Genomic DNA, 12938 nt, shown 5'->3' on the forward strand with positions numbered 1-12938 from the left:
GAGAAGTACGACGGCATCGTGGAGTTCTCCGGCATCAACGAAAAGGGCGACTTCATCTCACTGCCGATGCGCACCTACTCCTCCGGCATGGCCGCCCGGCTGCGCTTTTCCATCGCCGCCGCCAAGAACCACGACGTCCTCATGATCGACGAGGCGCTGGCCACCGGCGACCGCAAATTCCAGAAACGCTCCGAGGACCGCATCCGCGAACTCCGCCAGGAAGCCGGAACCGTCTTCCTGGTCAGCCACAACAACAAATCCATCCGCGACACCTGCGACCGCGCCCTGTGGCTCGAAAAGGGCGAGCTGCGCATGGACGGCCCGACCGAGGAAGTCATCGCGGCCTACGAGGAGTTCACCGGCAAATAGTCGGCGCCCCTAAACAACCTCCCACGGCACCTCGGCCCAGGCGGTGTTCATGGCGTCGGCCAGCGCACCGTCGTCGCCGGGGAAGGCCACCTCGCCGATGCGGGCCAGCGGCTGGCTGGGGCAGTGCGAGTTCGTCGCAGCCGCCGCCCGCAGCATGGGAGGGCGTCCGCTGTCAGCCCGGTCGCCACCCGGTGCACGTCCTCGACCTTCGCCGGGCAGCCGTTGATCTCTATGTTCATCACCCGCGCCATGCTCGCAGGGTTTCCTCCCTCATCCGTTGACGCCGCTGTAGTGCCGCAGGCTCCAGTTCCACAGGTACCGGGAGCCCACGTAGGCCGCGAGGCCGATGAGAGGTGAGGCCGCGGCCACGGCACCCGGGACGCCGAGGCCGGAGGTGTGGCCGGTGAGGACGGCGGCGGGGAAGTAGGCGATGAAGGCCAGGGGCAGCAGGACGGTGAAGGCTCCGCTGACGACCCCGGGCAGGATCTTGAGCGGGTAGTTGCCGAAGGTGGCGAGCAGTTCCTCGGTCCAGCTGCTCCAGTAGGAGGCGGAGGGGAAGTGCAGCTGGAAGCTGGAGAGGGCGGTGAAGACGGCGGCCTCGACGAGCATGCCGCCGAGGATTCCGGCGATGACGTAGCCGATCCTCAGCGGAGTCCATTCGAGGTGGATATTCACGACGGCGCCCGTGAACATGGAGACGCCGACGAGCAGGTCGCCGATCGCGTTCGTGGGGAAGAAGGCGAGCTGCACCTGGCGGTGGACGGGCAGGGGACGCAGGAGGTAGCCGTCGATCATCCCCTCCTGGACGAGGGACGCCAGGTAGGTGACGCGGCCGAAGAACAGCACATGCAGCGCATGACTGAACATCCGCATCGAGGCGATGAGCAGTACCGCGTCGCTGGGCCAGCCGCCCATCCCGGGGAAACGGCCGAGCAGCACGGTCGCGAAGACGATGATCGAGACCTGCCAGATCACCCCGATCCCGATACCCATCAGGAATTCCGCGCGGTATTCGGCCCGGGCACGGAAGTTGACTCCGATGATCCGCCGGGCGACGCGCCAGTCGGCGAAGAAAACACGCACAGCAGACATGGTCACCCTCCCTGGGAGACGACTCGGGCGGCCGCCCTGCGCCACAGCAGCCGGGTGAGCAGGGCGAGGATCACCACCCACACCGCCTGGACGGCGAGCTGGGCCGGTGCGGAGGAGAGCTGGATGCGTCCGATGTAGATGGAGAGCGGGATGTTGAGGGTGGACTGGAAGGGCAGGGCCGTGCTCATGGCCCTGAACCAGCCGGGGAAGTACCAGAGCGGCGCGTAGGCGCCGGAGAGCAGATTCTGGGCGAATACGAGGATCATGAGGGCGGATTCATTGCGCAGCGTCCAGAAGCAGAGCAGATCGATGAGGAGCGTGAGCTGGTACAGCACCGTCTGCCCGAGGAACAGGCTCAGTGCGAAGACGGCGCCGGCCCCCGCCGAGGCGGGCGGTCCGAGCACTCCGGCGAGGCGGCACACCGTGTAGGCGGCCAGGGCCCAGGCGAAGCCGTAGAGTTGATCGCCGACCGCGCGGTAGAGGTAGTAGCGGCGCGGTGCCAGCGGCCGCAGGAACCAGTAGACGATGGTGCCGAACTGGATGTGCTGGATCACCGTGTCGCGGGCGGCGCGGCGGTCCAGCCCGCGGATGCGGGTGGCCAGCGCGGCCATCACGGCGTAGCTGACCGCCTGTTCGCGTCCGAGACCCGCGCTGGTGGTGGTGTGGGCGTACAGCGCCCGCCACAGGCAGACGACCAGGAAGACCTGTACGGCCATGCGGACAGCGGTGGCGGCGACCCGGCCGGGGGCGAGGATCTCGGCGAGCGGGGTGATGCGGGCGGTCCGCCAGGCGCGGGGGAGTGCGGGGGCGGTCATGTCAGACACGCCCGCCGACGGTGTCCTGCGCGTCCTGGAGGCCTTGGGGGGCGCCCTCGGTGTCCGCAGCGTCCTCAGTAGTGTCCTCGGTGTCCTGGTCGTCCTGCCGGAGATAGGCCGCACGCATGACGTCCTCGAGGTCACTCTCCTCGATGCCGACGTCGGCGACGTCGTACCGTTCGATGATCCGCTTCAGCGCCTCGTGCGGGGTGAGACCGGTGGCGGTCCCGTCCGGGCCGAAGACGATGCGCGGGCCTTCGGTACGAAGGATCTTCAGACCGTCGGGACAGAGCGCTGCCTCCGGCCCGGTGACGGTCGCGTGCACCTGCCAGGTGCGGCCGAAGCGGCGCCGGATCTCGGCCAGTGGGCCGTCGAGGACGATCCGCCCGTGGTTGATCAGCACCACGCGCTCGGCGAGCCGGGCGACCTCGGTCATGTCGTGGGTGGTGAGCAGCACGGTGCGGCCGCGGGTCTCGACCTGGTACCGCAGGAAGTTCCGCACCTGCTCCTTGACGACGACGTCCATTCCGATCGTCGGCTCGTCGAGGAAGACGACGGGCGGATCGTGCAGCAGTGCGGCTGCGAGGTCGCAGCGCACGCGCTGGCCGAGGGAGAGATGGCGGATGCGGGTGTCCCAGAAGGACGAGAGGTCCAGCAGGTCGTCGAACTCGCGCAGCCGCGCGGTGTGCTCGCTCTCGCCGACGCTGTAGATGTCGCGGAGGATCGCGAAGGACTCCCGGGCGGGCAGGTCCCACCACAGCTGGGAGCGCTGGCCGAAAACCGCCCCCACATTGCGGGCGTTGCGCTCCCGCTCGCGGTACGGGGCGACGCCGACGACCTCGGCCTCGCCGGAGGTGGGGGTGAGGATCCCGGTGAGCATCTTGATGGTGGTGGACTTGCCGGCTCCGTTCGGACCCAGGAGCGCGACGAGTTCGCCGGTGGCGACGGTGAACGACACATCGTCCACCGCCTTCTTGGCGACCCGCTCCGGGGCCACGAGCGAGCGCAGCGCGCCGCGCAATCCCGGTTGGCGCTTGGTCGTGTGAAAGGTCTTGGTGAGTCCCCGTGCCGTTATTGCGGCAGGCATTGCGCTCCCTGGCCCTTGCGCCCGGACCGGGCGGCGCGTGTACAGACCTGGGGAGCCTCGCGCAGGTGACGCGGGGAGTGCAAGCGATTTCTGAGGGAGCCACGGTACGGTTTGGGCCGCACACCAGGCGTATCGGGCATGCTCACGGCATCCGCTCGGCGGAATTCTTCGCTCCACGGGGAAGGATCGAGTCCGGCCCGATGTTGGAGCTGGTGTCCGGTGATCATCAGTACCCCGGCGCAGTGGAGCCCGGTACCGCGCCGTAAGCTGTAGCGGTGCGCAATCGTCGCTTGTCGGACGATACGCCGTACGTTCAGTTCGGGTGGTGGGACTAGCCAAGGCGTGGCGGGCGGGCGCGGCGTGTCCGAAATAGGGTGTAATTGGCAATCGGTGTAGAACGGGGGATGTGACGGCAATGGCTATGTGGACCCCTCGCCGACCAGGTGTTCCGACCGCCGTCCGGGCGGCGGGAACCCCGCGGTGAGCGCGGCCGACGCGCAGTCGCGCGCCGTGCTGGACAAGGCGGCCCGCGAGAATTTCCCCGTAGCGCCGTTCTTCCTGCCGCGTGCCTGGCGTGGTGACCTCATGGCGGTCTACGGCTTCGCCCGGCTCGTCGACGACATCGGCGACGGGGATCTGGCGAACGGCGGCCGTGACGACGCCGCCCGCCTGGGACTGCCCGCCGAAGCCGCCGCCGACCGGGTCGCCATGCTGGACGCCTTCGAGACCGACCTGCGCCGGGTGTTCGACGGCGCCGAGGACGAGATCCGTCACCCCCTCCTCCGGGCGCTGCGGCCCACGGTCCGCCGCTGCGGGCTCACCCCGGCGCCGTTCCTCGGCCTGATCGAGGCCAACCGCCAGGATCAGCAGGTCCGCCGCTATGCCACGTACGACGACCTGCTCGCCTACTGCGAACTGTCCGCCAACCCGGTCGGCCGGCTCGTCCTCGGCATCACCGGCACCGCCACCCCCGAGCGGATCCGACGGTCCGACGAGGTGTGCACGGCCCTGCAGATCGTCGAGCACCTCCAGGACGTGGCCGAGGACCTCGGCCGCGACCGCATCTACCTCCCCGCCGAGGACATGAAGCGCTTCGGCGTCACCGAAACCGACCTGGCCGCACCGACCGCAGGCCCGCAGGTGCGGGCGCTGGTGGCATTCGAAGCGACACGAACCCGGGACCTGCTGAATGAAGGCACCCCGTTGGTGGGTAGCGTTCACGGCAGACTCAAACTCCTGCTCGCAGGCTTTGTGGGCGGTGGCCGTGCCGCGCTGAAAGCGGTGGCGGACGCGGGCTTCGACGTGCTGCCCGGACCGCCCAAGGCCACCAGGATCAGCCTGCTGCGCGAGGTGGGGTCCACATTGCGAAGAGAGGGGTGAGCCGGACAGTGAACGGTTCCGCCCAGACGCCCGGACCGGTACTCGCCGCATACCGTTACTGCGAGAGCATCACCGGGCTGGAAGCCCGCAACTTCGCCTACGGCATTCGTCTCCTGCCCGCTGCCAAGCGGCAGGCCATGTCGGCCCTGTACGCCTTCTCCCGCCGGGTCGACGACATCGGTGACGGCGACCTCGCCCCCGCCGTCAAGCAGGAACGCCTCGACGAGACCCGCGCGCTGCTCGGCCGTGTCCGCGAGGGCGCGGTGGCCTACGACGACACCGATCCGGTCGCCGTCGCCCTCACCGACGCCGCCCGGCGCTTTCCGATCCCGCTCGGCGGCCTGGACGAGCTGATCGACGGTGTCCAGATGGACCTGCGCGGTGAGAGCTACGAGACCTGGGACGACCTCGCGGCGTACTGCCGTTGCGTCGCCGGGGCCATCGGCCGGCTCTCCCTCGGCGTGTTCGGCACCGTACCCGGCGTCCGCGGCGCCGAGCGCGCCCCCGAGCACGCCGATACGCTGGGCCTCGCCCTGCAACTCACCAACATCCTCCGCGATGTCCGCGAGGACGCGGCCAGCGGTCGCACCTACCTCCCGGCCAACGACCTCGCCAAATTCGGCTGTTCGGAAGGGTTCGGCAGTGCCACGCCGCCGCCCGGCGCCGACTTCGCCGGCCTCATCGAGTTCGAAGTCCGCCGCGCCCGCTCGCTGTTCGCCTCCGGCTACCAGCTGCTGCCCCTGCTCGACCGCCGCAGTGGCGCCTGCGTAGCCGCCATGGCCGGGATCTACCGCCGCCTCCTCGACCGTATCGCCGCCGACCCCGAGGCCGTGCTGCGTGGCAGGGTTTCGCTGCCCGGCCGTGAGAAGGCCTACGTCGCCGTGCGCGGCCTCGCCGGATTCGACACCCGGCGCGCCGCCAGGAGGCGTGTGTGATCTCCCCCTCTCACCTTTCCTGTTTCGCCCGGGATGGGGCGGAAAGTGATGCAACCGTCCGCGTCTTCCGTGCGTCACTGTCTGCAATAGAGGAGATGCCATGAGCGATCGCGCAGTGGTGGTGGGGGGTGGCCTCGCCGGTACCGCCGCCGCTCTCGCCCTCGCTGACGCCGGATTGACGGTGACCCTCGTCGAGGGCCGCCCCCGCCTCGGCGGCCTCGCTTTCTCCTTCAAACGCGGCGACCTCACCGTCGACAACGGCCAGCATGTCTTCCTGCGCTGCTGCACCGCCTACCAATGGTTCCTCGACCGCATCTCCGCCCGCGACCTCGTTACCATCCAGGACCGCCTCGACGTCCCCGTCCTCGACGCGGGACCCGCCGCGCCGGGCGCCGGTGACCCCGGCGCCCGGCGCAAACCGGCCACGCTCGCCGCCGGTCCTGACCGCTCCGGCCGAGAGGCCGCCGACACCGGGCGGCGCCGGACCGCGATGCCGAACCAGCCGGGCGCGGCCGGAGTCGGTGACGACGGTGCGTCCGGCGTGCCGTCCGAGCGGCGGGGGATTGCCGTTTCCGGCGACGGCCTGCTGCCGGACGCCGGTCTTGACGGGTCCGGCGATGAGGGGGCTGCCGCCGGAGCCGGCGGTGAGCCCAACCTGCGGGACCGGCCGGACGGGATCCGTCCGGCACCGGCCGGCCGGTTCCGGCGCCTCCTGGGTGGCGGCCGGCGAGGGGGCCAGGGTCTCGGCGTCTTGCTGGGCGGCACCGGTGGCGCCGTGCTCGAAGAGGCATCGAGCCAGGCGGCCGGCCGGCTGCGGCTTGGCCGGCTGCGCCGCGCCGCGCTTCCGGTGCCGCTGCATTTGGCGTCCAGCCTCGCGAGCTACCCGCACCTGTCGCTCCTGGAGCGCGCCTCCGTGGGGCGGGCGGCGCTCGCGCTGCGCGGCCTGGATCCGATGGATCCCGCCCTGGACGACGTGGACTTCGCGAGCTGGCTGCGCGAACGCGGCCAGTCGGCTCGTACGATCGAGGCACTGTGGGACCTGGTCGGCATCGCGACCCTCAATGCCACCGCCGAGCACGCCTCCCTGGGCCTGGCCGCCATGGTCTTCAAGACCGGCCTGCTCTCCGACCCCGGCGCCGCCGACATCGGCTGGGCGTCGGTCCCGCTGGGCGAGCTGCATGACACCCGGGCCCGCGCCGCGCTGGACAAGGCGGCCGTCCGTACGATCCTGCGTGGCCGCGCCACAGCGGTCACCCGGACCGCCCCGCCGACCGGTGCCCCCGGCCATGACCCGGTGCCGGAGCGGGGGCTCCGCCCGGAAACGGCTGCCGGAAGCGCCGCCGTGCCGTCGGCCGGCGCCCGGTGGCAGGTCGCCGTCGAGACCGGCCCCGGCCGGACGGAGCTGCTGGACGCGGACGTGGTGGTCATCGCCGTACCGCAGCGCGAGGCGCACGAGCTACTGCCCGGGGGCGCTCTTGAGGACCCCGGAGCACTGCTGAAGATCGGCACGGCACCGATCCTGAATGTGCATGTCGTCTATGACCGCAAGGTCCTGCGGCAGCCGTTCTTCGCGGCGATCGGCAGCCCCGTGCAGTGGGTGTTCGACCGCACGGAGCACTCCGGGATGAAGGACTCCCCCGGAGCGGAGAACAGCCAGTACATCGCGCTGTCCCAGTCCGCGGCGGAGGACGACATCGACCTGCCGGTCGCGGAGCTGCGCGAAAAGTACCTGCCCGAGCTGGAGCGGCTGCTTCCGGCCGCGCGGGGCGCGACGGTGAAGGACTTCTTCGTCACCAGGGAGCGCACCGCGACCTTCGCGCCCGCGCCCGGAGTCGGAAGGCTCCGGCCGGGGGCGCGCACCCGTGCGCCGGGCATCTATTTGGCCGGTGCATGGACTGCCACCGGGTGGCCCGCGACCATGGAAAGTGCGGTTCGCAGCGGTATGCACGCCGCTGTGGCGGCATTGACCACACTCGGCCGCCCTCATGATCTCGATTTCGAAGGGGTAGGCAGGGAGTCGGTATGAGCACCACCAGTGCAATCAGAGGAGAGATCGTGACCGCTGCCAACGAGCAGGCATCTGCCGGCGTCGACAGAGTGGGCGTGGCCACGCTGCTGGAGCATGGCCGCACTCTGTCCGCGCCGGTGCTGCGCTCGGCCGTGGACCGGCTCGCGTCCCCGATGGACACCGTCGCCGCCTATCACTTCGGCTGGATCGACGCCGCCGGCAATCCGGCCGACGGCGACGGTGGCAAGGCCGTACGCCCGGCGCTCGCGCTGCTCTCCGCCGAGGCGGCGGGAGCCCCCGCCGAGGTGGGCATCCCCGGCGCGGTCGCGGTGGAGCTGGTGCACAACTTCTCACTGCTGCACGACGACCTGATGGACGGTGACGAGCAGCGCCGCCACCGCGACACGGTCTGGAAGGTGCACGGCCCGGCCCTGGCGATCCTGGTCGGCGACGCGCTGTTCGCCCTCGCCAACGAGGTCCTGCTGGAGCAGGGCACCGTCGAGGCAGGCCGGGCAACCAGGCGGCTCACCCGGGCCTCCCGCAAGCTGATCGACGGTCAGGCGCAGGACATCTCCTTCGAACACCGGGAACGGGTCGCCGTCGAGGAATGCCTGCAGATGGAGGGGAACAAGACCGGCGCGCTGCTGGCCTGCGCCGCCTCCATCGGCGCGGTCCTCGGCGGAGCCTCGGAGGCGGACGCCGACGCGCTGGAGGAGTACGGCTACCACCTGGGCCTTTCGTTCCAGGCCATCGATGACCTGCTGGGCATCTGGGGCGACCCGGCGGCGACCGGCAAGCAGACCTGGAGCGATCTGCGGCAGCGGAAGAAGTCCCTCCCGGTGGTTGCGGCGCTGGCAGCCGGCGGTCCGGCCTCCGAGCGGCTCGCTGCGCTGCTCGCCGCTGATGCGAAGGCTGCTGATTCGTCAGAGACTGGTGACATTGGGGGCTTCGATGAGGAAGAGTTCGCCACCCGCGCGGCGTTGATCGAGGAGGCGGGTGGCCGTGAGTGGACATCCGGGGAAGCCCGTCGGCAGTACGCCACCGCAATCGCCGCGCTCGACAAAATGGACATGCCGGGCGAAGTTCGCCGTAAGCTCGTGGGTCTGGCGGATTTTGTGGTGGTTCGCGAGAGGTAAAGAAGAAGAGGCGTGGAGCGCAGTACGTCGCCGACCGGAATTATGTAGCGGCCGACGGCAGCCCCAACACCGCAGAGACACCGACTGCAAAGGGGAAGCCATGACAGCGACGACCGACGGAACGCCGGGTGCAGAAATCCCTGGCAAACCATCGGCCAGCAAGACGGACACGGGCGCGAGACCGAGTACGAAGGAGGCGGCAGAGCATGCGGCGCAGCGCGCCGCTGCCCATCTGCTGTCCCGTCAGGATCCGGACGGGTGGTGGAAGGGCGACCTCGAGACCAACGTCACCATGGATGCCGAGGATCTACTGCTCCGTCAGTTCCTCGGAATCCAGGACGAGCGGATCACCATGGCCACCGCTCGCTGGATCCGTGCCCAGCAGCGCGAAGACGGCGCCTGGGCCACCTTTCACGGCGGTCCCGGCGATGTGTCGGCCACCGTTGAGGCCTATGTGGCATTGCGGCTCGCCGGGGATGACCCGGCCGGACCCCGGATGGCCGCCGCGGCGGCATGGGTACGCGAGGCGGGCGGCGTCGCCCGCGCCAGGGTGTTCACCCGGATCTGGCTGGCCCTCTTCGGCTGGTGGCGCTGGGAGGATCTCCCCGAGATGCCACCGGAGATCATCTACTTCCCCAAGTGGATGCCGCTCAACATCTACTCCTTCGGCTGCTGGGCCCGGCAGACCATCGTGCCGCTCACGGTCGTCGCCGCTCACCGTCCCGTACGACCCGCGTCTTTCGCGCTCGACGAGCTGCACACCGATCCGGCCAACCCCAACCCCCCGCGCCCGCCTGCTCGTCTCACGAGCTGGGACGGGGTCTTCCAGCGGCTGGACAAGGCGCTGCACGTCTACCGCAAGTCGGCCATCCGCCCGTTGCGCCGCGCCGCGATGAAGGCCTGCGCCCGCTGGATCATCGAACGGCAGGAGGACGACGGCTGTTGGGGCGGCATCCAGCCGCCGGCGGTCTACTCGATCATCGCCCTGCATCTGCTCGGCTATGACCTCGACCACCCGGTGCTGCGTGCCGGGCTGGAGTCCCTGGACCGCTTCGCGGTGTGGCCGGACAAGGACACCAGGATGATCGAAGCCTGCCAGTCCCCGGTCTGGGACACCTGTCTCGCCACCATCGCCCTCGCCGACGCCGGGGTCCCCGCCGACCACCCAGCCCTGGTCAAGGCCGCCGGCTGGATGCTCGACGAGCAGATCACCAAGTCCGGCGACTGGTCCGTACAGCGTCCCGGAGTACCGCCCGGCGGCTGGGCGTTCGAGTTCCACAATGACAACTACCCGGATATCGACGACACCGCCGAGGTCGTCCTCGCCCTGGCGCGCGTCGACCACCCGGACACCGGCCGGTTGAAGTCCGCGATCGAGCGCGGAGTGCGCTGGAACATCGGTATGCAGTCCAAGAACGGCGCCTGGGGTGCCTTCGACGCCGACAACACCAGCCCCTTCCCCAACCGGCTGCCGTTCTGCGACTTCGGCGAGGTCATCGACCCGCCGTCCGCAGATGTCACCGCCCATGTCGTGGAGATGCTGGCCGCGCTCGGCCTGGAGCACGACCCGCACACCCGGCGCGGCATTGAATGGCTGCTCGCCGAACAGGAGGAGAACGGCGCCTGGTTCGGCCGGTGGGGCGTCAACTACATCTACGGCACCGGATCCGTCGTTCCCGCTCTGATCACGGCCGGCCTCCCGGCGAGCCACCCCGCGATCCGGCGGGCCGTGGCATGGCTGAAGTCGGTCCAGAACGAGGACGGCGGCTGGGGCGAGGATCTCCGCTCGTACTCCTCCGCCCAGTGGGTCGGTCGGGGCGCCTCCACCGCCTCGCAGACCGCCTGGGCGCTGCTCGCCCTGCTGTCGGCGGGGGAGCGGGACAGCGCCGTCGTCGAGCGCGGGGTGCACTGGCTCGCCCGGACCCAGACCGAGGAGGGGACCTGGGAGGAGCCGTACTTCACCGGCACCGGCTTCCCCCGGGACTTCTCCATCAACTACCACCTGTACCGCCTGGTGTTCCCGCTCACCGCCCTGGGACGGTATGTGCGCGGCGAGCCGTTCGCCGACGCCGCCAAGGGGGTCTGATGGACGATCCGTCAGCTCCGCCGCTGGTCGTCGTCTGTGCGCTGCGCATCGAACGCCTCGCACTGCGAGCCGGCGCCCGCGGCAGGGCAGACTCCAGCGCCCCCGTGGTCGTACTCCGCACGGGCATGGGGCCCCGCAGAGCCGAGCGCGCCGTCACCGAGGCGCTGGACGACCCGGCGCTCCGGCACGCGGCGGTGCTCACCTCCGGCTTCTGCGCGGGGCTCGCCCCGGGCATGCGGCCCGGCGATGTCGTCGTCGCCGACAGCACGGCTCATGCCGAATCCCTGGCGGCCGTCCTCAAGGCCGCCGGGCACACGGTCCATCTCGGCCCGCTCGCCGAATCCGACCATGTCGTACGGGGTGCGGAGCGGTCCGCGCTCCGCGCCACAGGTGCCATCGCCGTCGACATGGAATCGGCCGCGATGCTGCGCGCCGCCCTCACCAAAGGCGTCCGCCGGCTAGCGGCAGCTCGTGTGGTTGTCGACACCCCTGAGTACGAACTGGTGCGTGTCGGCACGCTGCGCACCGGATTCACCGCACTCCGCGTGCTAAAGGATCTTCTTCCTGCCTTTCTTGACTGGCACCGTTCCACTGCGCTCCACTGGAGGTGAGCTAGATGGCTATGCCGCTCCGTCAGACCATCCGCGTCGGGACCTACCTCATTGAACAGAAAATGCTCCGCCGGCGTGAAAAGTTCCCCCTGATCGTGGAACTTGAGCCTCTTTTCGCCTGCAACCTCAAATGTGAGGGTTGCGGCAAGATCCAGCACCCGGCAGGCGTCCTCAAACAGCGCATGCCGGTCGCCCAGGCGGTCGGTGCCGTGCTGGAGTCCGGCGCACCGATGGTGTCGATCGCCGGCGGCGAGCCGCTGATGCACCCACAGATCGATGAGATCGTCCGGCAGCTCGTGGAGCGGAGGAAGTACGTCTTCCTGTGCACCAACGCCGTACAGCTCCGTAAGAAGATCGAGAAGTTCACCCCCTCGCCGTACTTCGCCTTCGCCGTGCACATCGACGGTCTGCGCGAGCGCCACGATGCCTCGGTCGCCAAGGAAGGCGTCTTCGACGAGGCCGTCGAGGCGATCAAAGAGGCCAAGAGGCGTGGATTCCGGGTCACCACCAACTCGACCTTCTTCAACACCGACACCCCGCAGACCATCATCGAGGTGCTCAATTTCCTCAATGACGATCTCCAGGTCGATGAAATGATGATCTCGCCCGCCTATGCCTACGAGAAGGCCCCCGACCAGGAGCACTTCCTCGGCGTCGAACAGACTCGCGAGCTGTTCAAGAAGGCGTTCGGGGGTGGCAACCGGAAGAAGTGGCGGCTGAACCACAGCCCGCTGTTCCTGGACTTCCTGGAGGGCAAGGCGGACTTCCCCTGCACCGCCTGGGCCATCCCCAACTATTCCCTTTTCGGCTGGCAGCGCCCCTGCTACCTGATGAGCGACGGGTACGTCACCACGTACAAGGAGCTCATCGAGGAGACCGACTGGGACAAGTACGGCCGTGGCAAGGACGACCGCTGCGCCAATTGCATGGCGCACTGCGGCTACGAGCCGACCGCCGTCCTCGCCACGATGGGCTCGCTGAAGGAGTCCATCCGGGCCGTCCGCGAGACCGTCTCCGGCAACCGGGCGCAGAAGAAGTGAGCGCCGTCGATCTGGGGATCCCCGAAATCCCCGCCTCGATCGCCCCCCGTCGCCGCTCCCGCCAGATCCAGGTGGGCCCGGTGGCGGTGGGCGGCGACGCCCCCGTATCGGTGCAGTCGATGACGACCACGCTGACCTCCGACGTCAATGCCACGCTCCAGCAGATCGCCGAGCTGACCGCCGCCGGGTGCCAGATCGTGCGGGTGGCGGTGCCGTCGCAGGATGACGCCGACGCCCTGGCGCAGATCGCCCGCAAATCACAGATTCCGGTGATCGCGGATATTCATTTCCAGCCGAAGTACGTGTTCGCGGCGATTGACGCGGGTTGTGCGGCGGTGCGGGTGAATCCGGGTAATATCCGGCAGTTCGACGACAAGGT

General features: G+C 69.6%; 13 protein-coding genes. 9 read left to right on the forward strand and 4 right to left on the reverse strand.

Going from position 1 to position 12938, the window contains the following annotated elements; genetic code table 11:
* Positions 1-369: ABC transporter ATP-binding protein (locus FCI23_RS50510; RefSeq protein ID WP_407646151.1), on the forward strand; the 369-nt coding region annotated here is incomplete at its 5' end.
* Between the two features lie 9 nt (positions 370-378).
* Here FCI23_RS50510 and FCI23_RS57705 read toward each other — a convergent pair.
* From FCI23_RS57705 to FCI23_RS50525, 4 genes are all read right to left on the reverse strand, one after another.
* Positions 379-525 (reverse strand): hypothetical protein, encoded by a 147-nt coding sequence (locus tag FCI23_RS57705; protein ID WP_169317378.1) that lies wholly within the window; start codon positions 523-525, stop codon positions 379-381.
* A 114-nt stretch (positions 526-639) separates the two neighbouring features.
* Entirely contained in the window at positions 640-1461 is an 822-nt protein-coding gene (locus FCI23_RS50515; protein ID WP_136730701.1) for an ABC transporter permease, read from the reverse strand.
* Between the two features lie 2 nt (positions 1462-1463).
* Entirely contained in the window at positions 1464-2276 is an 813-nt protein-coding gene (locus FCI23_RS50520) for an ABC transporter permease (protein ID WP_136730709.1), read from the reverse strand.
* A 1-nt stretch (position 2277) separates the two neighbouring features.
* The gene (locus FCI23_RS50525) at positions 2278-3363 is read right to left on the reverse strand and encodes an ABC transporter ATP-binding protein (protein WP_136730702.1); all 1086 of its coding nucleotides are present in this window, start codon (positions 3361-3363) and stop codon (positions 2278-2280) included.
* A 480-nt stretch (positions 3364-3843) separates the two neighbouring features.
* On the opposite strand from FCI23_RS50525, the gene hpnC reads away from it, so the two are divergent.
* The 8 genes from hpnC to FCI23_RS50570 all read left to right on the forward strand — a co-directional run.
* Positions 3844-4743 (forward strand): squalene synthase HpnC, encoded by a 900-nt coding sequence (gene hpnC, locus FCI23_RS50530; RefSeq protein WP_136730703.1) that lies wholly within the window; start codon positions 3844-3846, stop codon positions 4741-4743.
* Entirely contained in the window at positions 4740-5678 is a 939-nt protein-coding gene (gene hpnD, locus FCI23_RS50535; RefSeq protein ID WP_136730704.1) for a presqualene diphosphate synthase HpnD, read from the forward strand. Before hpnC ends, hpnD begins: the two co-directional genes overlap by 4 nt.
* Positions 5679-5778: 100 nt before the next feature.
* Positions 5779-7704 carry a hydroxysqualene dehydroxylase gene (locus FCI23_RS50545; RefSeq protein ID WP_246144830.1) on the forward strand — a complete coding sequence of 642 codons (1926 nt, stop codon included), beginning with the start codon at positions 5779-5781 and terminating at the stop codon, positions 7702-7704.
* Positions 7701-8822, forward strand: a complete 1122-nt coding sequence (locus tag FCI23_RS50550; RefSeq protein ID WP_136730705.1) for a polyprenyl synthetase family protein — start codon at positions 7701-7703, stop codon at positions 8820-8822. The genes FCI23_RS50545 and FCI23_RS50550 overlap by 4 nt, the downstream gene beginning before the upstream one ends.
* A 100-nt stretch (positions 8823-8922) precedes the next feature.
* Complete coding sequence (gene shc, locus FCI23_RS50555; RefSeq protein ID WP_136730706.1) at positions 8923-10908, forward strand: squalene--hopene cyclase; 1986 nt, start codon at positions 8923-8925, stop codon at positions 10906-10908.
* Positions 10908-11519, forward strand: a complete 612-nt coding sequence (locus FCI23_RS50560; protein WP_136730707.1) for a phosphorylase family protein — start codon at positions 10908-10910, stop codon at positions 11517-11519. Before shc ends, FCI23_RS50560 begins: the two co-directional genes overlap by 1 nt.
* Before the next feature lie 5 nt (positions 11520-11524).
* The gene (hpnH, locus tag FCI23_RS50565; protein ID WP_136730708.1) at positions 11525-12559 is read left to right on the forward strand and encodes an adenosyl-hopene transferase HpnH; all 1035 of its coding nucleotides are present in this window, start codon (positions 11525-11527) and stop codon (positions 12557-12559) included.
* Positions 12556-12938, forward strand: a 383-nt coding sequence (locus FCI23_RS50570; protein ID WP_169317379.1) for a flavodoxin-dependent (E)-4-hydroxy-3-methylbut-2-enyl-diphosphate synthase, incomplete at its 3' end; no start/stop codon positions are given. The genes hpnH and FCI23_RS50570, both read left to right, overlap by 4 nt.

Origin of the sequence: Actinacidiphila oryziradicis (assembly GCF_005047355.1) — a bacterium.
Taxonomy (GTDB): Bacteria; Actinomycetota; Actinomycetes; order Streptomycetales; family Streptomycetaceae; genus Actinacidiphila; species Actinacidiphila oryziradicis.